Source organism: Amycolatopsis lurida (assembly GCF_900105055.1).
GTDB classification, from domain to species: Bacteria; Actinomycetota; Actinomycetes; order Mycobacteriales; family Pseudonocardiaceae; genus Amycolatopsis; species Amycolatopsis lurida.
This window is the reverse complement of sequence record NZ_FNTA01000004.1, coordinates 2843284-2865053: the sequence shown is the minus strand read 5'-3', so window position 1 is coordinate 2865053 and position 21770 is coordinate 2843284. Positions and strand designations below refer to the sequence as shown.

The following is a 21770-nucleotide window of genomic DNA, read 5'->3' as shown; positions in this document are numbered from 1 at the left end:
CGGAGATCAGGCGCGGTCACGCACCTTCAGGGCCCAGGTGACCAAGGGGATTTGCAGGGGCACGCGGGCCCAGAAAGCCACCCGCCAGTGCTTCGGGGCCTTGCGGCGGTCGGCGTCGACGGCCATCTTCACGTTCCCCGGCAGGACCACGACGAACAGCAGCGCGGCCGCGAGCCCGCCGAGCCGTCGCGTCTTCGGGTTGGCGACCGCCGCGGCGACGCCCAGCTCGGCCACGCCGGAGCCATAGGTCCACGCGCGCGGGGAACCGGGAAGCTGCTTCGGGATGATGGCGTCGAACGGCTTCGGCTGGACGAAGTGCAGAACACCGGCCGCGCCGAGCAGGCCGGCGAGGAAATACGCGGGCCGCTGAGACGGCTTGGAATCCGAAGACATGCCCTGAGCTTCGCATACCGCGCTCAACGTGAGGATCTTCGGCTATCCTCCCGACCGTGAGTTATGCGGACCAGGCCGGAGCCTGTGCATGAGGGTTCTCAAGCGTTTCCCGGTCAGGCTGAGCGACCGCCCGGACCACGAGCTCGTCGGCGTGATCCGCATGCCGGAGCTGACGGTCAGCCCGCTGCGGGCCATCTCCAAGCGGATCATCGGCGCGATGCTCGCCCTGCTGGCGACCGTCCTGATCGTCTACCTCGACCGGGACGGCTACCGCGACGCCAACGGCGACGGGCTCACCTTCCTCGACAGCCTCTATTACGCGACCGTGTCGCTGTCGACGACGGGGTACGGTGACATCGCGCCCGCGACGCCGTCCGCGCGGCTGGTGAACGTCCTGGTGATCACCCCGCTGCGGGTGCTCTTCCTCATCGTCCTGGTCGGTACCACCCTCGAAGTGCTCACCGAGCGCTCCCGTCAGGCTTTCAAGATCCAAAAGTGGAGGACGAAAGTGCGTGACCACACGGTCGTCGTCGGATTCGGCACGAAGGGCCGGTCGGCGGTCAACGCGCTGCTCGGGGACGAGAACGTCGAACCCGACCACATCGTCGTCGTGGACACCGACCAGCAGGCCCTCGAAGCGGCCACGTCACTCGGCCTGGTGACCGTGCACGGCTCGGCCACCCGCGCCGACGTGCTGCGGGTCGCCGGCGTGCAGCGGGCCAAGGCCGTCGTCGTCGCCCCGAACCGGGACGACACCGCCGTACTGGTCACCCTGACCGCCCGTGAGCTGGCGCCGAAGTCGCACATCGTGGCGTCGGTGCGGGAAGCGGAGAACGTCCACCTGCTCAAGCAGTCGGGCGCCAACCAGGTCGTGGTGTCGAGTGAGACCGCCGGACGCCTGCTCGGCATGGCGACGTCGACGCCGCTGGTGGTCGACATGGTCGAGGACCTGCTCACCCCCGAATCCGGTCTCGCGATCGCCGAACGCCCGGTGGAGCCGTCCGAAGAGGGCGGTTCGCCGCGGCATCTGCCGGACATCGTGCTGGGTGTCGTCCGCGGCGGCGTCCTGTACCGCGTGGACGCCCCGCAGGCGGACGCGATCGAGCCGGGGGACAAGCTGCTGTACATCCGGAAGGTGACCTCCGCGGAGACCATCGAGCGGTAGCAGGGGACCTTTGCTCCCGCGTTCCCGGGCTCCTGTGTTTTGCCGCGAGGTTCTGGGAACATGGCGTTCGTGCGCAAGCGATCGGACCCCGCCAGAGGGCTCACCCCGGGGTGGAACTCCCTGGCCGTGGCGGCCGGCGCCGGCCTGCTGGTGATCTTCCTGGCCTGGCTCGCCGGGCCGGGGCTGTTCGGTATCTCGAACGAGACCAAGGGGACGACCGTGCAGGCGGAGGTCGTCGAGCCCGCCCCTTGCACGGGCGGCGGTGCGACCGAGAAGGTCAAGTTCGAATTCGGCGGCAAGCCGACGGAGGGTGCGCTCAACGGCTGCGGTCACGGCAAGGGCGAGCGCCTCGAGGTCGTCGTCCCCGACGGCGCTTCGGGGGACTCGGTCCCGGTGCACGCGGCCGACGCGACGGCCGGAGCGAGCGACGCGCGGCGGCCACTCGGGCTGGCGCTGCTGGTGTTCAGCTGCTTCGCGGGCGGGATGTACGTCTTCCTGGTGTTGCGCGGGCCGCGGGTCCCGGTGACGGCCTGATCCTCTTGAACCGGCGGGGGCGACGCTTCGCCCTGTGGCTGACCGGGCCGGTCACGACGTCCTGGCCCGGACGGGCACCCACTGACCAGCCGGACCGGGCAAGCCGGAATCGACGACGGCACCGCGTCCGTCGGCGAACGGCACCCGACTCCCCAAGTACGTGAAGGCCCCCTTCATTGCGCTAGACGCAATGAAGGGGGCCTTCACGTACTTCCGCTACGTCAGGAAACGGCGCTCGCCGGGGCCGAGAAGGTGTTGCAGTCGGCGATCCGGTTGTTGCTCGCACCCGCCCGCCACCAGGACGCGTAGTGCGCGTTCGTCCCGTGGTCCTGGCTGCGCGAGGTGTTGTCGCCCCGGGTCTCCTGATCGTTCCAGGCCTTGTTGTACATGTCCCGGCTGACCGTGCCGCCCTGGTCGACGTGCGCGCCGAGGAACATCCCGGAGAAGCACTGTGCCTGGAGTTCCTTGCGCCGCGACATCTCCAGCCCGGCGGGGCTGTTCTGGCCCGCGTCGTAGATCTTCTGCCAGGCCGCGTCCATCAGCCCGGCGACCTCCTGCACGTGGTGCCCGTACTCATGCGCGAAAAGGGCGAGGTAGACGCCGGGGTTGTTGCCGTACTGGTCGGTCTGAAGACCACGGAACGGCACGTAGAGGTTGTTCTCGCAGTAGTACGCCGCCGTCGCGATGCCCACCTGGATCGTGCCGCATTCGGTCTCGAAGCTGGCCCCGGTCGGGAAGTGCAGGGCGGGTGGGGTGAACGGCAGGTCGTAGGCGTCGAGGAACGGGCCCCAGGCGTTGTCGAGGCATTTGCCCGCCGCCGTGAAGAACGCCTCGGCGGCCTGCTGGCTGCTCTGCCACTGCGGCAGCGTGCAGACGCGGTTCCGCAGGCCGGCGTTGGGGTCCTGGAGGATCGGGTGGTCGGCGAGCTTGAGGATCTTCTGCGGACCGCTCGACGAGGACGGCGCCCTGGACGGTGATGTCGGGAACGGGTTCGTCGAGGACGAGGGCGACGAAGACCCGCTCGGCGGTAGTTCCGCGCGCGAGGACGTGGCCGGGAGAGTGCTGTAGCCCGCGTTCGCTACGTGATCGGAGTCGTCACGATTGAGTGAAACGATCGCCACCAGGCCGAGGACCAATACGGCGACCGCGCCGAGGCAGATACCGATGATCGCGCCCACGGACCTGCGGGGCGGCGGAGGCGGGAAGTGGTGCGGCGCTCCGTGCCACTGGGCAGGGTGCTGGCCGTGCACCGGCGGTGGCTGGACGGCGCCGCGTGGCGGCCACTGGCCGTGGGGCGGTTGCGTCATCAAGTCGGTCCCGGTGGTTCTAGGGGCGAACCGGGGGTACCCGGCCCGATGTTCAGCATAACGAGCTAACGGTGTCCCCACCCACAGCTCGGCTGCAGAGGGTATCCAGCGTGAGGCGAGCGGTCACCCATCAGTGTCGTCCCCCCAGCTCTGGCTGGGTGTCGGCCCCTCTGGAAGAGTGGGCGCAAGCAACGTGAACGGGTAAGGGGCTGTCGCATGACGGAGACCGGCGGACCGTCCGGGCCTGAAGGCACCGAGATGCCGAAGCCGAAGGCGGGGGAACCAGCACAGTCGCGGGCGGACACGCCGACGCCGCCGCAGGGCGAAGTGCCGCCTTCGCCGGCGCCGGAGCAGTGGCAGTCCCCGTCCGGGGCGACGCCGCCGCCTCCCCCGTTGCCGTCGTACCAGCCGCCGCAGCAGCAGTATCCGAACTGGAAGGTCGGCCTCGGCAGGCCCGGCGTCATCCCGCTGCGCCCGCTGAACCTGACCGACATCCTCGACGGCGCGGTCACCGCCATGCGCAAGTACTGGCGGATGGTCTTCGGTGCCGCCGCGGTCACCGCCGTGCTCACCGCGGCCATCAATCTGGTGGGGTTGCTGCTGGTCGACACGACCGCCGACCTGGAACGGATGCGCGATCTCGGCCCGGCGGCCACCGATCAGGAACTGATGAACCAGCTGCTCGGCGTCCTCGGCGGGACGCTGGCGTCGTCGTCCATCAGCTTGGTCGCCACCTTGCTCGGGACGACGATCCTCACCGGATTCCTCACCGTCCTGATGGGCAAGGCCGTGCTGGGCAAGCCGGTCACGTTCAAGGAAGCGCTGCGTGAGGCGACGCCGCGGCTGCTTCCGTTGCTCGGCCTGACCGTGCTCTACACACTGGCGATCATGGTCGGCGCGATCTTCTGCCTGCTGCCCGCGATCATCCCCTACACCTTCTGGGCGCTGGCCAGCCCGGCGTTCATCCTCGAACGCGGCACGGTGATGGAGGCGTTCCGCCGTTCGGTGAAGCTGGTGTCGGGGATGTTCTGGCGGGTCTTCGGCATCCTGCTGCTGGCCACCGTGATCTCGTCCTTCCTGGCGTCCATCATCACGATCCCGTTCAGCTTCAGCGCCTTCCTGTCCATTTTCGGCGATCTGGACCAGATGTACATCCCGTCGACCGGTGACCTGATCCTGCAGTCGGTGGGCACGGTGATCGCGCAGACGATCGTCGGCCCGTTCACCGCGCTGGTGACCGTGATCCTCTACATCGATCAGCGGATGCGCCGCGAGGGCATGGACATCGAGCTGGCCCGCGCGGCCGGGATCGCGACGCCGCCCCCGCCGCAGGCATGGTGACGCGTTTCCTCACCGAGGTCCCGGTCGACATCGACCGGGACAACGCCCGGCTGCGCGCGGCCGAGGAGCTCTCGGGCGAGGCCTATCAGGCCGCGAGACCGAGCTGGCTGACCGAAGCGTTCAACTGGGTGGTCGAAAAGCTGCTGGGCTTCCTCGAAAAGGTGGACAGCGCGGTGCCCGGGGGGATCTTCGCCGTGCTGCTGCTGGTCGTCGTGCTGATCGTGGTGGTCGTGGTGATCCGGCTGAAGTCGGGTCCGCTGGCGACGTCGGCCAAGAGCGGGCGGGCCGTGTTCGCCGGGCAGCGCAAGGCGTCCGGCGAACATCGCAAGGCGGCCGAGGAGGCCGCGTCGCGGGGCGACTTCGACGACGCCGTCCGTGAGCGGTTCCGTGCCGTGGTGCGGTCCTTGGAGGAGCGGGCGCTGCTGGACGAGAAGTCCGGGCGGACCGCCGACGAGGCCGCCATCGAAGCCGGACGGCTGCTCCCCGATGTCGCCGTTCCGTTGCGCGCGGGCGCCCGGTTGTTCGACGACGTCCACTACGGCGGCATCCCCGCCACGGAGGCCGGTTATCGGTCGCTGTCCGAATTGGACGAAGGCTGCCGTCGTGCCAGGCCCGTCGCCTTGGCGGCCGGATGACCTCCGTTTCGCCCGACGCCCGCCGGATCTGGCGCGGGGTGCGGCTCCCGCTCGCCGTCGTGCTCCTGATCGTGCTGACCGGGACGCTGCTCGTGCTCTTCCGCGGCGAGCAGACCACCGGCGCGCTCGAACCGGGTTCGTACGAGCCCACCGGCAGCCGCGCGCTGGCGACGTTGCTGGAGCGGGAAGGCGTCAAGATCCCGATCGTGCGCACCGCCGCCGCGGCCAAGGGGGTCGCGAGGGGCGCGACGGTCTTGATCACTAAGCCCGAGTACGTGCCCAAGAGCGCCTTCACGGAGATCAGGCAGAACGCCGAGCATGTCGTGCTGGTGCAGCCGAGCCCTCGCACGGTCGAAGAAATCCTTCCCGGCGTGCGGGTGAACGGCCAGGCCGAGACCGAGACCCGCGAGCCCGACTGCGAGGCGAAGGATCCCGTCGCGGCGGGCAACGCGACGATGGGCGGCCTGAAGTATTCGGCCACGCAGCCGAGGGCGCAGGAATGCTACGGCGGCTCGTATCTCGAAGTCCCGAGTCCACAAGGGACGGTGACCGTACTCGGCACCCCCACCCCGCTGACCAACGACTGGCTGGCCGACGAGGGCAACGCGGCGCTGGCGATGCGGCTGCTCGGAAAACACGAGCGGCTGGTCTGGTACCTGCCGACGGCCGGCGACCCGTCGCTGGAGACGCAGAAGAAGCCGCTGTCCGAACTGATCCCGGCGGGCTGGTCGTACGCGGCGTTGCAGGCCGGGGTCGCGGTGGTGCTGCTGGCGCTGTGGCGTTCCCGGCGGCTGGGCCCGGTGGTGACCGAACCGATCCCGGTCGTGGTCCGCGCGGCGGAGGCCACCGAGGGGCGGGCGAGGTTGTATCGCAAGGCGAAAGCCGCCGCGCACGCCGGGGAAACCCTGCGGGAGGCGGCCCGCGCGCGGCTCCGGCCGTTGCTGGGGCTCACCCGCGACGCCGAACCCGCCGCGCTCGTGGAGTCCGTCGCCGCGCGGACCGGCCGGGCGCCCGCCGAGATCGGCGCGCTGTTGTACGGAGATCCGCCCGCCGACGACGCCGCACTCGTGCGGCTGGCGGACGGACTCGATGTCGTGGAACGAGAGGTGGAGCGGTCTTGAGTAGCGAGCAGTCCGATTTGGACAGTGCGGCCGACGCGCGGGCGGCGCTGATCGCGTTGCGGACCGAGGTCGGAAAAGCCGTGGTGGGCAACGACGCGGCCGTCACCGGGCTCATCATCGCGTTGCTGTGCCGGGGGCACGTGCTGCTCGAAGGCGTCCCTGGGGTGGCGAAGACTTTGCTGGTGCGGGCGTTGGCGGCCGCGCTGGATCTGGAGACGACCCGGGTGCAGTTCACGCCGGATCTGATGCCGGGCGACATCACCGGTTCGATCGTGTACGACGCGCACAGCGGCGAGTTCTCGTTCCGCGAGGGCCCGGTGTTCACGAGCCTGTTGCTGGCCGACGAGATCAACCGCACCCCGCCGAAAACCCAGTCTTCGCTGCTGGAGGCGATGGAGGAGCGTCAGGTTTCCAGCGACGGCAAGACACGGCCGCTGCCCGACCCGTTCATCGTCATCGCGACGCAGAACCCGGTCGAATACGAGGGCACGTACCCGCTGCCCGAGGCGCAGCTGGACCGGTTCCTGCTGAAGCTGACCATGCCGATGCCGTCCCGTGAGGACGAATTCGGCATCCTTTCCCGGCACGCGCAGGGTTTCGACCCGCGGGACCTGTCCGCGGCGGGGGTCACCCCGGTCGCCGGGATCGCCCAGCTCGACGCCGCGCGGCGCGCGGTCGCCGGGGTCACCGTGCGTCCCGAAGTGCTCGCCTACATCGTCGACGTCTGCCGGGCGACGCGGTCGCTGCCGTCCGTGCGGCTCGGCGTCTCCCCGCGTGGCGCGACCGCATTGCTCGCCGCGACCCGGGCATGGGCCTGGCTCGCAGGCCGCGACTACGCCACCCCGGACGACGTCAAAGCCTTGGCACGTCCGGCTTTGCGGCACCGGCTCGACCTGCGGCCCGAGGCCGAACTCGAAGGTGCGACCGCCGACGGCGTGCTGGACCGGGTCCTCGCGTCCGTACCCGTTCCGCGCTGATGGCCGTCACCGGACGGCTCGGGCTGCTGGCGCTCCTCGCGGCGCCGGTGGTCGGTTTCCTGCTGCCCTCGTGGGCCGGGATAGGGCTGGCCGCGGCGGTGCTGCTTCTGTTGGTGGTGCTGGATCTCCTGCTCGCAGGGAGCGTGCGCAAGCTGCATTTCGCGCGGTCCGGCGCGACCTCCGTGCGGCTGGGGGAGGAGTGCGAGGTCACGCTCACCGTGGCCAATCCCGGCGTCCGCCCGGTGCGCGCGTGGCTCCGGGACGCCTGGCCGCCCAGTGCCGGCGCGGACGACCGGCACCGGCTGACGCTGCCCCCAGGCGAACGCCGCGTTGTGACCACCCGGCTCCTGCCGACCCGGCGCGGCGACCGGATCGCGGCCAGGGTGACCGTCCGCTCGACCGGGCCGTTGGGGCTCGCCGCACGGCAGGGTTCGCACGACGTGCCGTGGACCGTGCGGGTGCTGCCGCCGTTCCACAGCCGCAAGCATCTGCCTTCGCGGCTCGCGCGGTTGCAGCAGCTCGACGGCCGCAACGCGGTGCTGATCCGGGGCCAGGGCACGGAATTCGACTCCCTGCGCGAATACGTGATCGGCGACGACGTCCGCTCGATCGACTGGCGGGCCTCGGCGCGCGCGTCCGACGTCATGGTGCGGACCTGGCGCCCGGAACGCGACCGGCACGTGGTGCTGGTGCTCGACACCGGCCGCGTTTCGGCGGGCCGGGTGGGGGACGCGCCCCGGCTCGACGCGGCGATGGACGCGGCCCTGCTGCTGGCCGTGCTCGCCGCTCGGGCGGGTGACCGCGTCGACCTCCTCGCCTACGACCGGCAGGTCCACGCCGCGGTCCAGGGGTCGACGGAGTTGTTGCCCGCCTTGGTGAACGCCATGGCACCGCTCGAATCTTCGCTGGTCGAGACCGACGCGCGGGGGATGGTCGCGGAGGTGCTGCGGCGGACCCGGCGGCGCGCGCTGGTCGTCCTCCTGACCGGGCTGGACGCGGCGCCGCTGGAAGAAGGCCTGTTCCCGATCTTGTCGAAGCTGACTTCGCGGCACCAGCTGATGATCGCTTCGGTGGCGGACCCGCGGGTCGCCGAGATGGCGGCGGGCCGCGGCGACGCGGAAGCGGTCTACGACGCGGCCGCGGCCGAGCGGGTGCTGGCCGAACGGCGCCAGGTCACCGCGCGGCTGGCGCGGCACGGGGTCGAGGTCGTCGACGCCGTGCCCGAGGAGCTGCCGCCGCGGCTGGCGGACCGGTATCTCGCCTTGAAGGCGGCCGGGCGGCTGTGATGTCGAGAGCCGTGAACCGGCTCCGACCCTCTGGTGAACCGATCATCAGGAGGAACCGATGGATTTCGACCGGCACTGCGCGGAGATCGTCACCCAGGCCGAACTGCTCGCGACCGAACTGGCCGACGCCGGCCTGACGACGCCCGTGCCGTCCTGCCCCGGCTGGACACTGGGCGCGCTGGTGCGGCATCTCGGTGCCGGGCACCGGTGGGCGGCCGAGATCGTCCGGAGCCGGGCGACCGCGCCGGTGCCCGACGACCAGGTGCGCCGGGTGGACGGCGACGATTCCGGACGGCTGCCCGGGTCCTGGCTGGTGGACGGTGCTTCAGAGCTGGCGACGGCGCTGCGGGAAGCGGGACCGGACGCCGAGGTCTGGGTGCCGTTCCACTACCGGACCGCGTCGTTCTACGCGCGCCGCTTCACACACGAGACGCTGGTCCATCGCGCCGACGCGACCCTGGCGGCGGGGCTGGAGTTCCGCGCCGCGCCCGAAGTCGTGCTCGACGCGATCGACGAGTGGATGGAACTCGAAGCGCTGCCGCTGCACTTCGAGTTCAGGCCGGAGAAGCGGGAGATCCTCGGGGCCGGCCGGTCGGTGGGTTTCGAGTCGGGGGAGCACGCTTGGTTCCTCGACCTCGGCGGCTCGGTGGTGACCTGGGAGCGGGGACGACGCGGTGCCGCGGTGACCGTGCGCGGCTCGCTGACAGAACTAGTGCTGGCGCTCTACCAGCGCCAGGACGCCCAGGACGTCTTCGGTGATCTTGAGTTGTTCAAGCTGTGGCAGACCCACGTGCGGTTCGGCTGAACCCGATGGAGTGGCGCCGGTTGGCGACGGGTGTTCCGGGCGGTTAGCTCGGAGGGAGATCCGGACCGACACGATGGGGGCCCAGGCTTGCGCAGGTTCGTGCTGATCTTCGCGGTGGTTTCGGTGCTGCTGTCCGGGACACCCGCTTCCGCGCGGCCCGCCGGAACGCCGGTCTACCTCGCCGACGGGGGCGGCATCATCTCCTTGGCCGTGGCCGACGGCAAGCTCGCCCTCGCCGACGCCGACGTCGACGCATGTCGCGAGTGGACAATGCCTGGCGGCGATCAGTCCCGTCGACGGGAACGGCTTACCCGCGACCCACCTGGACCGAACCGGGAGTTTCGCGTGACTGGATGGACGACACGTGTGATCCGACGGACGACACGCGTGACGGGATGGACGACACGCGCTAAGCCACCAGAGCGAAACTCGAGTAGTACTCGCCCGACGGGTCCCGTGAGCCGCTCCGGTCGGGGCTGACCTCGGCACCGACCCAGCCTTGGAACGCGCCCGCGTCGTCGATCACCTGCAGGAGCGGCCGCACGTGGCTGTTGCCGAGGTAGCAACCGTTGTAGGACAGGCATTCGCACCAGAACTCGTAGCTGTTGCGGCGTCCGCCGAAGGCGTCGCTCAGGTAGTAGAACCGCCTGTCACCGGTGTCGATGATCTTCTTCGCGCAGGCCTCGTAGCCCTCACCTGGCAGACAGCAGGAGGTCGGGGCGCACCCGGAGTCGTACTGCACGAAGCCGAGGCACGAGCCGTCGTCGCACTTGTTCCACCCCGGACCGACCCCGAGCGCGCCGCTGCTGCCCCTGGTCCAGTCGGTGATCGCGCGGCGGTTCACCCCTTGCCCTTCGAGCAGGTACGACCGCTGGGTCGCGCGGACCGAGCTCATCGGGGCCTTGCTGGTCTGCGCGAGGGAGGCGTTGCTGCCGTAGGCGATGCCGCTGGTGATCGAGTAGTCGTCGCTCACCAGCTGCATCCGGCCGAGGCCGGGCCGCGGTTCCGAAACCGCCCACTTCTCCGCGAGGTTCACGGCCGTCGTCGTGCCGTTGACGGTGCTCTTCGTCCAGGTGATGGCCACTTGCCCGGAGTTCTCGGCGTAGGTGCCGGTGAAATGGCCGTTCGGTTCACCGGTGAAGCCCGGCGCGGTCTTGATCGGGCAGTTGTTGCGGGGATTGGATCCGGGTGCCCAATCGCCGCAGTAGTAGACGTCGCCGCTGTTGACCGGAACGGGAAAATCCGCCTGGTTCCAGGTCCAGAAATTGTGCGCGACCGTGTTGTCGGCCGGGTTGAACACGAGGTAGCCGAGGCGGATGTAGTTGCGGTCGGCGTCGGTCCGGAATCCGGCGACGCTCACCACCCAGTTCTTTTTGCCCGAGGGCGCGGACGCGGTCCTGGCCTGGGACACGCCGACGAGGAGCGTCGAGGCGAGGACAGACAGGACGAAGATCGCAAAGCCGCGTAACCGATTTCTCCCCATGCAAGGAGCTAACCAGGTCAGCCGGCTTCCGGTCGAGAATCTCCAGCGTATCGCCAGTCGACATCACCCACTTCGCCCGCTTTCGCGGCCCTGCGCCCGACAACGAACACGTAAAGTAAGAACGCGACCTCCGCGATTACTCCAATGCCGACACGCGCCCAGGTCGGCAGGCCCGACGGGGTCACGAAACCCTCGATCACACCGGAGATCAGCAGCACCACGGTCAGCCCCAGCGCCATTACCACGACCGAGCGACCCTGCTCGCCGAGCGCCGCCGTCCGGGACCGGCGCCCCGGGTCGATGACCGTCCAGCCGAGTTTCAGTCCCGTTCCGGCGGCGACGAACACCGCGGTCAGCTCCAGCAGGCCGTGCGGCAGGATCAGGCCGAAGAACACGTCGAGCCGCCCGGCCGAGGACATCAGCGCCGCCCCGATCGCGAGGTTCAGCGAGTTCGCCCAGAGCGCGTAGACCACCGGGACACCCAGCACCACGCCGAGGAACAGGCAGGTCGCGGCCACCCAAGCGTTGTTGGTCCAGACGCGCGCGGCGAAGGAACCCGCGGGATCGGACGAGTAGTACGTCTCGTACTTCCCGCCCGGCGCGGTCAGGTCCCTGAACTCCTCTGGCGAGGCCAGCGACGCGAGCACCTGTGGGTCACCGGCGATCCACACCGCCGCGATCGCCATCACCGCGATCGACGCCGCCGCCGACGCCAGCCACCAGCGCCGGCTCAGATACAGCGCCGCCGGGAACCGCTGGGTGAAGAAGAGGGCGATCTCGCGCCACGCGGGACTGTGCGAACCGGTGACGGCCGAGCGGGCCTTCGCGACCAGGCCGGACAGCTGCGCGACGAGCACGGGATCGGGCGCGACCGAGCGGATGATCGAAAGATGCGTCGCGACGCGCTGGTACAGCGTCACCAGCTCGTCGGCGTCCGGGCCGCTGAGCTTCCCGGCGCGGCCCACGAGGTCACGCAGCCGGTTCCATTCGGCCTGGTGCGCGGCGACGAACACGTCCACGTCCAACTCGGAGCCCTCCCGGCGATCGTCCTTGGTCGCCCAGCCTATTCGTCACTACGCTTGCCAGGTGGAACAAGAGTCCGAACTCGTCACCGGCGAGGCCGTCGTCCTGGACGTCCGCGCGGCGAAACTGGCCAGCCGTGGGCTCGCCATGATGCTCGACGTCGTCCTCCAGCTCTTCGCCCTGCTCGTCGCGATGCTGGTGCTGAGCCAGGTCGCCGCGTTCGGTGACGAAGCGCTGGCGCTGACCCTGTTCCTGGTGACCGTCGTGCTGATCATGGTCGGCTACCCGGTGATCTTCGAGACACTGAGCCGCGGCCGCACCCTGGGGAAGATGGCGCTCGGCCTGCGGGTGGTCCGCACCGACGGCGGGCCGGTGCGGTTCCGGCACGCGCTGGTCCGCGGGCTCGCCGGATTCTTCATCGACTTCTGGGCGCTGGGGATGCTCGGCGTCGTGGCGGTGGTCACGTCCCTGCTGTCGCCCAACGGCCGCCGCGTCGGCGACTATCTCGCCGGCACGCTGGTGATCCGGGAACGCATGCCCGCCTCGCGGACGCCGTACGTCGGGATGCCGCCGCAGCTGGCGTACTGGGCCTCGCAGCTGGACCTGACCCGGCTTTCGAACGACCTCGCGCTGGCCGTCCGGCAGTACCTGAGCCGGACGAGCGAGCTTCGCCCCGAAGCGGTCGAAGCGCTCGGGTACGGGCTCGCGCAGCAGGTCGCGGCCGCGATCGGGGCGCCGGTGCCGCCCGGGGTGCCGTCCTGGGCCTATCTGTCGGCCGTGCTGGCCGAGCGACGGCGGCGGGACCAGGCGAAGCTCCAACCGGCGGTTCAGTACGGGCAGGCTTACCCGCAGGCGGTCGCTCCGGCTGTTTCCGCACCGGTCGTCCAGCCGGAAGCGCCGTCAGCGCCGGTTCCGGAGAACCCTTTCGCGCCGCCGGGCTGACCCGCCGCGCTCCAAGTACGTGAAGGCCCCCTTCACTGCGCTAGACGCAATGAAGGGGGCCTTCACGTACCGGCGTGGTCAGGAAACGTCGGACGACTTCGCCGACCAGGTGTTGCACTCGAACATCCGGTTCTTCTGCGCGCCGTGCTGCCACCACGAGACGGCGTGCGCGTCGGAGCCGTGGTCGCGCGGGCCGCCGTTGTGGTCGCCGCGGTCCTGGGTCTGCCAGGCGTCGCGGTACATCGCCTGGTCGACCGAGCCGCCGCGGCCGACCGTCGAACCCAGGAACGTCCCGGACAGACACTGCGCCGAAAGCTCGTTGCGCCGCGACATCTCCAGGCCCGCCGCCGAATCGGTGCCCGCTTCGTAGCGTGCGGTCCAATAGGCCTCCGAAATACCGGAAAGCGCTTGGATGTGGTGCGCGTACTCATGGGCGAAGACGGCCAGATAGACCCCCGGCCGGCTGCCGTACTGGGAAACTTGGAGGCCTTCGTACGGCATGTAAAGCGTCTCGTTCTGCGAGCAGTAGAACGCCGCGACCGAACCGTTGCTGGCGTCGCCGCAGGGGCTCGACCAGTTCTTGCCGGACGGGTACTTCACTGTCGGGACCCGGAACGGCAGTTTCGTGTAGTTCATGACCTGCTGCCAGACACTGTCCAGGCAGGGCCGCGCGCTGTCGAAGAAGGCCGCCGCCGCGTCCGGGTTGTTCGCCCAGCGCGAGAGGTTGCATGGCTGGTTCGGCAAGCCGACCTGGGAATCGAGCCACAGCGGGTTGTCCGCCAGCTTGAGGTGCGGCCGCGGTCCGGACGGCGCGCGACTGGTCGACGTCTCGCGGGTCGAGCCCGCCGACGTCTCGCGTGAGGCGGTCGAATCGCGCGAACGGGTGCTCGTGGTCGACGTGTCGCTGGACGTGGTGGTCGTCGTGTAGTCCGAAGAGGACGTCGTCGGGTAGCTCGAATATCCGACATCGGCGACCTGCTTCGAGCCGCCGTTGGCGAGGGTGACCACCATGAGCAGCCCGCCCATCAACGCCATCAAGGCCACGATCGCGACCGCCGCGATGACCCCGCCGTTCGACTTCTTGGCTTGGTATCCCCCGTAAGGCGTGAACGCGGGCTGCGCGAAACGCGGACCGTACGGAAGCTGTGGCGGGCCGACGGCGCCGGGCCGGAACGGGATCGGCGCGCCGATCCGCGGCGGCGGCAGCGGAGCCGCGCCCGGCGGGGGAAGCGGTATACCGCCGCTCGGCGGACCCGGCCGGAACGGCGGCGGCATCGGCGTCGGCCGGGAAATCGGCGGCCGAGGACGACCGGGCGGGACGGGACCCGGCCGGTTCGGCGGCGGCATCGGCGGGCCACCGCGCGGCGGCAGCGGACGCGCTCCCGGCGGCGGGAGCGGACGGCCGCCTTGCGGCGGACGTGGTGGCGGAGTCGGCCGGCGCCGCGGATCAGGCGGGCCGGGCGGCTGCTGGTTCATCGAGTGGATCCCCCATGCGTTCGGCAACGCCGTTCGCCCAGGTGGCGGATTCGGCGTTTCGGCGGTCAGCATAGATCGGCTGCCCTAGAGTGTGTGGCTGTGTTGACGAAATGGGGGACGGCGGTCGTGGCCGTCGCGGCGAGCTCGGCCTTGATGGCCCCGCCGTCGGATACGAACGTTCCGGAGGCGCCCGCGGCGGGCCCTTCGCTGACCAACGCGCCGCAGTTGCCGAAGCCGCCGCCGATCGGCGCCCGCGGCCAGCTCGGGCTGCTCCAGCCGCCGAGCGGGCCGGCCGCGAACGTCGCGGTGAAGGTGGAACGCGACGGTTCGCTGTCGATCACCGAGCAGGTGACCGTCCCGGGTGGACAGCACCTCGTACGCCGGATTCCCTTGCGGGTTCCCGCCGGTGAGGAGCAGGACCGCGTGTACGTCGTCCGTGACGTCTCGGTCGAGGGCGCGGGCAGGGCGGAGCCGAACGGCGAGCAGCTGGTCGCCACCTTCGACGGCGGCGCGGCCACCCTCAAGTACAAAGTGGACGGCGCGGTCGCGGACGTCAGCGGCGCACAGCAGGTCCGCTGGCAGGTCGCCAGCGGCTGGGACGGCGAGCTGTCCCGGGTGTCCGCTTCGTTCAGCGCGCCGACGCGCGAAACGCCCACAGTGGACTGCTTCGCCGGGCCGCTCGGTTCGGACAGGCAGTGTTCGCTCGCCGAAACCGACCACAGCGGCGTCGTCCGCGTCGAGCAGGACAAACTCCCGGCGGGCGAACGGGTCGACATCGCCGTCCAGCTTCCGGCGGGCACGGTGCCTGCGAACGCGCGGTTCGAGCAGATCGCCACGGTCGGCGGCGCGTTCGCCCTCACCATCCTCGCCGGTATCGGGTTCGGGGCGCTGGCACTGTTCCTGGTTCTCGGCGCGCTCGCCGTCTGGCTGCTGCGCCGCCGCGACAAGGGCGCGCTCGCCGCGGGCACCGGCCCGGTCGACGTCCTCATGCGAGAAGGCGGCCGGGTCTCGTTCGCCTCGCCCGACGGTGTCCTGCCGGGACAGGTCGGCACAGTCGTCGACGAGACGGTCGACGTCGTGGACGTCAGCGGCACGGTGGTCGACCTCGCGGTCCGCAACTACCTGTGGATCGCCGAGGTCCGCGGCGCGGGCACGGTCGACTGGCAGATCGCGCGCCGCAACGCGCCGGACGAGCATCTCGCCGCCTTCGAGCGCGAGATCTACACCGCGATCCTGCCCGAGGGCACCGATTCCGTGCTGCTGTCGGAACTCCGCGGCCGCGGCACCGTCGATCTCCGTGTCGCGGGCGAGGCGATGTACGCCGACGTGGTGCGCCGGGGCTGGTTCTCGCGCCGCCCGGACAAGGGCAGGAGCAAACTCACCTGGGCGGGGATCGGCCTGATCGCCCTCGGTCTCGTGGGCACCGCCGTCCTGACGTTCACCGTCGGGCACGCGCTGCTCGGCGTCGCGGCCGTGCTCGCCGGGGTCGCCGCGTTGCTGGGCGCTTCGTGGGTGCCGCCGCGGACCTCGCGCGGCAGGCGTCTGGTCGGCCAGGTGCGCGGTCTGCTCGAGTACCTGCACACCGTCAAGGTCGCCGACATTCCGGTGGGAGACCGGGAAATGGTGTTCTCCCGGTCTCTGCCGTACGCCATCGTGCTCGGTGACGTCGAGCGCTGGCTCCGGACGTTCGAGGGGCTCGACCCGTCGGCGGACGGTTCGGCCGGGCTGTACTGGTTCGGCGGCCTCGAAGGCGATCGGGACCTGCGCCGGTTCGCCGCGCACCTGCCGTCGTTCCTGTCCGCTTTGGACGGTCTGCTCGCCGAATCCGGGCACCTGCGCTCGCTTCGCCCGGAACCGGTCCCCGCCTGACGTGAAGATCTGCTTGCTGGTCGGTCTCCTGCTGGTGCTGGGCGCGGCACCGGCGGGAGCGCAAGGCGAACCGCAGCTGCCCTCGCTGCCGAACAGCGCGGAGATCTCGCTCAAGGTGGAACGCGACGGCGCGCTCTCGGTCGTCGAAGCGGTGTCCGTGCCGAGCGAGGCGACGATGACCCGCCGGATCCCGCTCCGCACGGCCGCTCCGCACAACCGTGACCGGATCATCGGCATCCGCGACGTCGTCATCGAGGGCGCGGGCAACGCCGAGCTGACCGACGACGAGTTCACCGTCAAGCTGAAGGGCGGCACCTCGATCGTCCGGTACACAGTGGACGGTGCGGTCGCCGAAGTCGACGGCCTGACCCGGGTGAGCTGGCAGCTCGCGGGCGGCTGGGACTCCCGGCTCGAACTGGTGCGAGCGAGCTTCGCCGCGCCGTCCGTCCCGGACGCGGTCACCTGTCACGCCGGGCCCGAGGGTGCTCGCGCACGCTGCGGCACCGCCCAGATCGCGCATTCCGGGCTGACCAGGTTCAGCCAGCAGAACCTCGCGGCCGGGCAGCGGATGGAGATCTCGGTCGAGTTGCCCGGGGGCACCGTCCCGGCGAACGCGCGCCTGGAGCCGTCGAAGACCTTCGCCGGCGCGTTCGTGCTCACCGCTCCGGTCGGCTGGGCTTGGTTCGGCTTCGCACTCGCGCTGGTCGCGGCCGCGGTGGCGTTGGTCCTGCTGCGGAGGCGGGACGAGCACCCTGGCGACGCGCTCCCGGTCCGGCTGCTCACCGGGAAGGACGACCAGGCCGCGTTCGCGTCACCCGACGGTGTGCTGCCCGGGCAGGTGGGGACCGTGCTCACGGGGCGCGCCGACGCCGTCGACCTGGCCGCGACGGTCGTCGACCTCGCCGTCCGGAACTACCTCTGGGTGAGCGAGGAGCCCAGCGAGCTGACCGGCTGGCGGCTCGTCCGCCGAAACCCGCCGGACGGCCAGCTGACCGCTTACGAACGCGCGGTCTTCGACGCGCTGCTGCCCGGTGAACGCGAGTCCGTGTTGTTGTCGGAGATCCAGTCGGCGCGGATCGGGATCGAAACGGTGCGGGACGCGCTGGACGACAGCGTGGTCGAACGCCGCTGGTACTCGCGGCTGCCCGGCAGGCTGACCCGCGTCGGCCTGCGGCTCTGCTTCTACGGGCTGTTCCTCACCGTCCTGCTGGCCTTTACCGTCGGCTACGCCCAGCTCGGATTGATCGTCATCGCCGCGGGCACGGTACTCGCCGTCGCCGCCCGGTGGCTGCCGGTGCGCACCGGCGCCGGCGTCGCGCTGCACCGGCGGCTGCTCGGCGTCCGCGACGCGCTGCTGGCGACCGAGGCGACGGCCGTCCCGAAGCTCGAACGCGAGGTGCTTCTTTCCCGGGCGCTGCCGTACGCGCTCGCTCTCGGCGAACAAGAACAGTGGGTCTCCGGATTCGCCGCGCTCAAGGGGCCGCCCAAGATCTACTGGTACGGCAGGGAAGACGGCGGCGAGGTCGCGATCGAGCGGGTGAGCGACTTCACGGCCGCGCTAGTGGGAACCTTCGCCGCGACCCGCCAGGGTCGTCGCCTGGAGGCCTGACTAGCCCGTAGGGTGGTGCGCATGGCCGATCCCGAGCTTGTCCGATTCACCCTCGACAACGGTCTGCGCGTGGTGCTCGCGCCCGACGCGACCGCTCCGGTGGTGGGTGTCAGCGTCCACTATGACGTGGGCTTCCGTTCCGAGCCCGAAGGGCGCACCGGTTTCGCGCACCTCTTCGAGCATTTGATGTTCCAGGGGAGCGAGAGCCTGGAGAAGCTCGCGCACTTCCGGTACGTCCAGTCGAGTGGTGGCAGCTTCAACGGCTCCACCCATCCGGACTACACGGACTACTTCGAGGTCCTCCCCGCCGCGGCACTCGAGCGCGCCCTGTTCCTCGAAGCGGACAGGATGCGGGCGCCGAAGCTGACGCAGGAGAACCTGGCCAACCAGATCGACGTGGTCAAGGAGGAGATCCGCCTCAACGTGCTGAACCGGCCGTACGGCGGGTTCCCGTGGATCCTCCTCCCTCCGGTGCTGTACTCCACGTTCCCCAACGCGCACAACGGTTATGGCGGTTTCGAGGATCTCGAACAGGCCACCCTGGACGACTGCGCGGCCTTCTTCGACACCTACTACTCGCCCGCGAACGCGGTGTTGACCGTCGCCGGTGACTTCACCGTCGCGGAGGCCCGCGAGCTGATCGAGAAGCACTTCGGCGACGTACCGCACCGGCCCGCGCCGCAGCGTCCGTCGTTCGCCGAGCCCGCCCCCGAGGGCGAGCTGCGCGGCGAGCACGTGGACCCGCACGCCCCGCTGCCCGCGGTCGGCGTCGGCTACCGCATGCCGGATCCGATCAACGACCTCGACGGCTACCTGGCGAACCTCGTGCTCGCCGGCGTGCTGACCGACGGCGACGGTTCCCGCCTGCAGCAGCGCCTGGTGCACCGGGAGCCGCTGGTCGTCGACATCGGCGCGGGCGCCGGGCTGTTCGGCCCGTTCGAGGCCCGCGACCCGGACACGTTCACCATCACCGCGATCCACCCGCACGAGGTGAGCACCGACCAGGTCCTCGCCGCGCTCGACGAGGAACTGGAGAAGCTGGCGGCCACGCCGCCGGAAGACCAGGAGATCAAGAAGGTCACCGCGCGCTGGGCCGCGAGCCTGCACTCCGAGCACGACAAGCTGGTGTCCCGCACGCTGGCCCTCGGCTCGTTCGAGCTGCTGTACGGCGACGCTTCGCTGGTGTACCGGCTCGCCGAGAAGATCTCGGCGATCACCGGGGAGGCCGTTTCGGCGGCGGCGAAGGCGCTGCGGCCGGATTCGCGCGCCGTGCTCGTCGTCCGCCCGGGTAGTGGATCTTCAGACCAGGAAGGTACCGAGCAGTGAGCGCACCGCACCGCACCGCCGAGGAGATCGGCCGCACGGCCGCCGGGCCGCGTCCGGTCCCTTCGCTGGGGACACAGCGCGCCGCCGCCGATCTGTCCCATGTGGACACCACGCTGAGCAACGGGCTGCGGGTGCTCGCCGTCCGCAAGCCCACCGTGCCGCTGGTCGAGCTGCGCGTCTGGATCCCGTTCGCCGGTGAAGACAAGCTGCACCCGGCCACCGCCGAGGTGCTGGCCGAAACCCTGCTGACCGGCACCGCCCGTCGCGACCGCATCGAGATCGACGCGGATCTGGCGCTGATCGGTGGTGACCTCGCGTCCGGCGTCGACCCGGAGCGTCTGATCATCACCGGTACCTCGCTGGCCGACGGCCTGCCGACGATGCTCGACGTCCTCGCCGACTCGCTCACCGGCGCGTCGTACGCGGACGCCGAGGTCGAGCGGGAACGCGAGCGGCTCATCGAGCGGATCGCCGTCTCCCGCACGCAGCCGAGGACGATCGCCCGCGAGGCGCTGCAGAAGCACCGCTACGGCGACCACCCGGCGGTGCGCGAGGTGCCGCAGGCCGAAGACGTGGCAGTCGTGACACCGCAACAGGTTCGCGCGCTGCACCAGGCGTCGGTGCTGCCTCGGGGATCCGTGCTGGTGATCGTCGGCGACATCGACCCGGAGACCGTCATCGGCGACCTGGAGAAGGCGTTCGGCGGCTGGGCTTCGGACCGCTCCGCCGTCCGCCTGCCCGTGCTGCCCGACCTCGTCGGCGGCAACGTCCTGCTGGTGCCGCGGGCCGGTGCCGTGCAGTCGCAGATCCGGCTGTCCGCGCAGACCGTGTCGCGCACGGACCCGCGGTACCCGGCGCTGCAGCTGGCGAACCTCGTGTACGGCGGGTACTTCTCGTCGCGGCTGGTCGAGAACATCCGTGAGGACAAGGGTTACACCTATAGCGCGCACTCCGGATTCGAGTTCACCGACCAGACCGCCGTGGTGAACGTCGACGCGGACACCGCGACCGACGCCACCGCCGCCGCCCTCATGGAGACGCGGTACGAGCTGGCCAGGCTCGGTCTCGTGCCGCCGACCGCCGACGAGGTCGAGTCGGTGCGCCAGTACGCGATCGGTTCGCTGGTCACGGCGGCGTCGTCGCAGGGTGGCCTGGCCGCGCAGCTGTCCGCGCTCGCCGCGACGGGGCTGGGTGTCGAATGGCTCGCCGGGCATCCGGAGCGGCTCGCCGCGGTCACCGCCGAAGACGTGGCGAACGCGGCGCTGGAGTTCTTCGCGCCCAAGCGGTTCACCGGGGTCGTCGTCGGCGACGCCGAGGTCCTCGCGCCGAAGCTGACGGCGCTGGGCGATGTGACCGTCGGGGAGCCCTCCTGATGGAGACACCGTTCGGGTTGGGGGCGCTCCCGACGCTTTCGCGCTCCACCGCGGACCGTCAGGAATCCTTGCGCACCAACCCGGACAGGCTCGCCGAGCGCTGGCCGAACGCCCGGGTCGTGCTGCTCGACGAGCACGCGCGGACCCCGGTGGTGGAGGGTTCCGGCACGCTCGCGACCCGCAAGTCGCAGGACTTCGGCACCGAGCCGCCCGCGGACGCGGTCTTCCTGGGGGAGTGGCAGGGCACCGACTACTGGTCGATGCCCGGCCGCCCCGCCGGGGAGACCGAGACCGTCGAAATGGCGGGTAGCTGGGGCGTCATCGAACAGGTCCAGCGCCGCGACGGTGAGATCTGGGTCGACCTGCGCGGCTACGGCGACCTGCTCGACGACACGTCGGCCGGGCTGTTCACCACCGCGCAGGCGCTGCAGGCCTGGCGGCGGCAGGCGAAGTTCTGCACGCGCTGCGGCAGCCCGACCGAGCTGATCCAGCTGGGCTGGGCCAGTAAGTGCAGCGGCTGCGGCCGCGAGGAGTACCCGCGCACCGACCCGGCGGTGATCTGCCTGGTGCACGACGACGCCGGCGTCAACGGCGAGCACGTCCTGCTGGCGCGGCAGCCGATCTGGCCGCCGGACCGGTACTCGATCCTCGCCGGTTTCGTCGAGGCGGGGGAATCGCTCGAAGGTTGTGTCGAGCGCGAGATCCGCGAAGAGGTCGGCGTCGAGGTACGCGATGTGCGCTATCTCGGCAGCCAGCCGTGGCCGTTCCCGCGGTCGATCATGCTCGGCTTCACCGCGCGGGCCGACATCACCGCGACGATCGTGCCCGCGGAGGGCGAGATCGAAGAGGCGTTCTGGGTTTCGCGCGAGGAGGTGCGGGCCGCTTTCGCGAACAGCCAGCTGCGGAACGCGGGCGCCGTGCCGACGCCGATCGCCGGTGGCACACGGCAGCTGGTGCTGCCGGGCAACTCGTCGATCGCGCGCGTGATGCTGGCGGCCTGGGCCGGCGTCTGATCCTCGGCGGGGGACTTTGATCATGTTGGTGATTCGCCCTCAAGGCGGTGACGCGTCCGCTAATCTCCTGCTGTCCGGTTCGAGATCATCAA

The 21770-nt window shown here is 70.5% G+C and carries 19 protein-coding genes; 14 read left to right on the top strand and 5 right to left on the bottom strand.

Annotated features, from left to right (window positions below):
* Nucleotides 1-6: 6 nt before the first annotated feature.
* Nucleotides 7-393 (bottom strand): DoxX family protein, encoded by a 387-nt coding sequence (locus tag BLW75_RS18250; protein WP_034313224.1) that lies wholly within the window; start codon nucleotides 391-393, stop codon nucleotides 7-9.
* Nucleotides 394-481: 88 nt separating this feature from the next.
* Between BLW75_RS18250 and BLW75_RS18245 the strand changes: the two genes are divergently transcribed.
* Together BLW75_RS18245 and BLW75_RS18240 are read left to right on the top strand one after the other, a co-directional pair.
* Nucleotides 482-1558: a potassium channel family protein gene (locus BLW75_RS18245; protein WP_034313222.1), complete on the top strand. Its 1077-nt coding sequence runs from the start codon at nucleotides 482-484 to the stop codon at nucleotides 1556-1558.
* 126 nt (nucleotides 1559-1684) lie between these two features.
* Complete coding sequence (locus tag BLW75_RS18240) at nucleotides 1685-2092, top strand: hypothetical protein (RefSeq protein WP_091599817.1); 408 nt, start codon at nucleotides 1685-1687, stop codon at nucleotides 2090-2092.
* Between the two features lie 221 nt (nucleotides 2093-2313).
* Here the strand turns inward: BLW75_RS18240 and BLW75_RS18235 are convergent, their stop codons facing one another.
* Nucleotides 2314-3399 carry a neutral zinc metallopeptidase gene (locus tag BLW75_RS18235; protein ID WP_395766754.1) on the bottom strand — a complete coding sequence of 362 codons (1086 nt, stop codon included), beginning with the start codon at nucleotides 3397-3399 and terminating at the stop codon, nucleotides 2314-2316.
* A gap of 216 nt (nucleotides 3400-3615) precedes the next feature.
* On the opposite strand from BLW75_RS18235, the gene BLW75_RS18230 reads away from it, so the two are divergent.
* From BLW75_RS18230 to BLW75_RS18205, 6 genes are read left to right on the top strand one after another with little or no spacing between them, the layout of a single operon-like run.
* The gene (locus BLW75_RS18230; protein ID WP_034313217.1) at nucleotides 3616-4740 is read left to right on the top strand and encodes a DUF7847 domain-containing protein; all 1125 of its coding nucleotides are present in this window, start codon (nucleotides 3616-3618) and stop codon (nucleotides 4738-4740) included.
* Nucleotides 4734-5375, top strand: a complete 642-nt coding sequence (locus BLW75_RS18225; RefSeq protein ID WP_034313216.1) for a DUF4129 domain-containing protein — start codon at nucleotides 4734-4736, stop codon at nucleotides 5373-5375. Before BLW75_RS18230 ends, BLW75_RS18225 begins: the two co-directional genes overlap by 7 nt.
* Nucleotides 5372-6496: a DUF4350 domain-containing protein gene (locus tag BLW75_RS18220; protein ID WP_034313213.1), complete on the top strand. Its 1125-nt coding sequence runs from the start codon at nucleotides 5372-5374 to the stop codon at nucleotides 6494-6496. Before BLW75_RS18225 ends, BLW75_RS18220 begins: the two co-directional genes overlap by 4 nt.
* A 17-nt stretch (nucleotides 6497-6513) precedes the next feature.
* Nucleotides 6514-7473 (top strand): AAA family ATPase, encoded by a 960-nt coding sequence (locus BLW75_RS18215; protein ID WP_091597811.1) that lies wholly within the window; start codon nucleotides 6514-6516, stop codon nucleotides 7471-7473.
* The gene (locus tag BLW75_RS18210; protein ID WP_034313208.1) at nucleotides 7473-8759 is read left to right on the top strand and encodes a DUF58 domain-containing protein; all 1287 of its coding nucleotides are present in this window, start codon (nucleotides 7473-7475) and stop codon (nucleotides 8757-8759) included. The genes BLW75_RS18215 and BLW75_RS18210 overlap by 1 nt, the downstream gene beginning before the upstream one ends.
* A 58-nt stretch (nucleotides 8760-8817) precedes the next feature.
* Nucleotides 8818-9564 carry a maleylpyruvate isomerase family mycothiol-dependent enzyme gene (locus BLW75_RS18205; RefSeq protein ID WP_034313206.1) on the top strand — a complete coding sequence of 249 codons (747 nt, stop codon included), beginning with the start codon at nucleotides 8818-8820 and terminating at the stop codon, nucleotides 9562-9564.
* A gap of 409 nt (nucleotides 9565-9973) precedes the next feature.
* Here BLW75_RS18205 and BLW75_RS18195 read toward each other — a convergent pair whose 3' ends face one another.
* Nucleotides 9974-11047: an SET domain-containing protein gene (locus BLW75_RS18195; RefSeq protein WP_034313204.1), complete on the bottom strand. Its 1074-nt coding sequence runs from the start codon at nucleotides 11045-11047 to the stop codon at nucleotides 9974-9976.
* A 17-nt stretch (nucleotides 11048-11064) separates the two neighbouring features.
* Nucleotides 11065-12072 carry a stage II sporulation protein M gene (locus BLW75_RS18190; RefSeq protein ID WP_034313201.1) on the bottom strand — a complete coding sequence of 336 codons (1008 nt, stop codon included), beginning with the start codon at nucleotides 12070-12072 and terminating at the stop codon, nucleotides 11065-11067.
* Nucleotides 12073-12133: 61 nt separating this feature from the next.
* On the opposite strand from BLW75_RS18190, the gene BLW75_RS18185 reads away from it, so the two are divergent.
* On the top strand, nucleotides 12134-13012 hold the full coding sequence (locus BLW75_RS18185) for an RDD family protein (protein ID WP_034313198.1): 879 nt from the start codon (nucleotides 12134-12136) through the stop codon (nucleotides 13010-13012).
* 78 nt (nucleotides 13013-13090) lie between these two features.
* Here BLW75_RS18185 and BLW75_RS18180 read toward each other — a convergent pair whose 3' ends face one another.
* Nucleotides 13091-14359, bottom strand: a complete 1269-nt coding sequence (locus BLW75_RS18180) for a neutral zinc metallopeptidase (protein WP_091597808.1) — start codon at nucleotides 14357-14359, stop codon at nucleotides 13091-13093.
* Nucleotides 14360-14587: 228 nt separating this feature from the next.
* On the opposite strand from BLW75_RS18180, the gene BLW75_RS18175 reads away from it, so the two are divergent.
* From BLW75_RS18175 to nudC, 5 genes are read left to right on the top strand one after another with little or no spacing between them, the layout of a single operon-like run.
* A complete protein-coding gene (locus BLW75_RS18175) occupies nucleotides 14588-16357 on the top strand; it encodes a DUF2207 domain-containing protein (RefSeq protein ID WP_167373610.1) in 1770 nt (589 codons plus the stop codon).
* 1 nt (nucleotide 16358) lies between these two features.
* Nucleotides 16359-17966, top strand: coding sequence for a DUF2207 family protein (locus tag BLW75_RS18170; protein WP_034313193.1), 1608 nt, complete (start codon nucleotides 16359-16361; stop codon nucleotides 17964-17966).
* Nucleotides 17967-17987: 21 nt separating this feature from the next.
* Nucleotides 17988-19292 carry a M16 family metallopeptidase gene (locus BLW75_RS18165; protein WP_034313191.1) on the top strand — a complete coding sequence of 435 codons (1305 nt, stop codon included), beginning with the start codon at nucleotides 17988-17990 and terminating at the stop codon, nucleotides 19290-19292.
* A complete protein-coding gene (locus BLW75_RS18160) occupies nucleotides 19289-20665 on the top strand; it encodes a M16 family metallopeptidase (RefSeq protein ID WP_034313190.1) in 1377 nt (458 codons plus the stop codon). The genes BLW75_RS18165 and BLW75_RS18160 overlap by 4 nt, the downstream gene beginning before the upstream one ends.
* On the top strand, nucleotides 20665-21678 hold the full coding sequence (nudC, locus tag BLW75_RS18155; protein WP_034313188.1) for an NAD(+) diphosphatase: 1014 nt from the start codon (nucleotides 20665-20667) through the stop codon (nucleotides 21676-21678). The genes BLW75_RS18160 and nudC overlap by 1 nt, the downstream gene beginning before the upstream one ends.
* The last annotated feature ends 92 nt before the right edge of the window (nucleotides 21679-21770 follow it).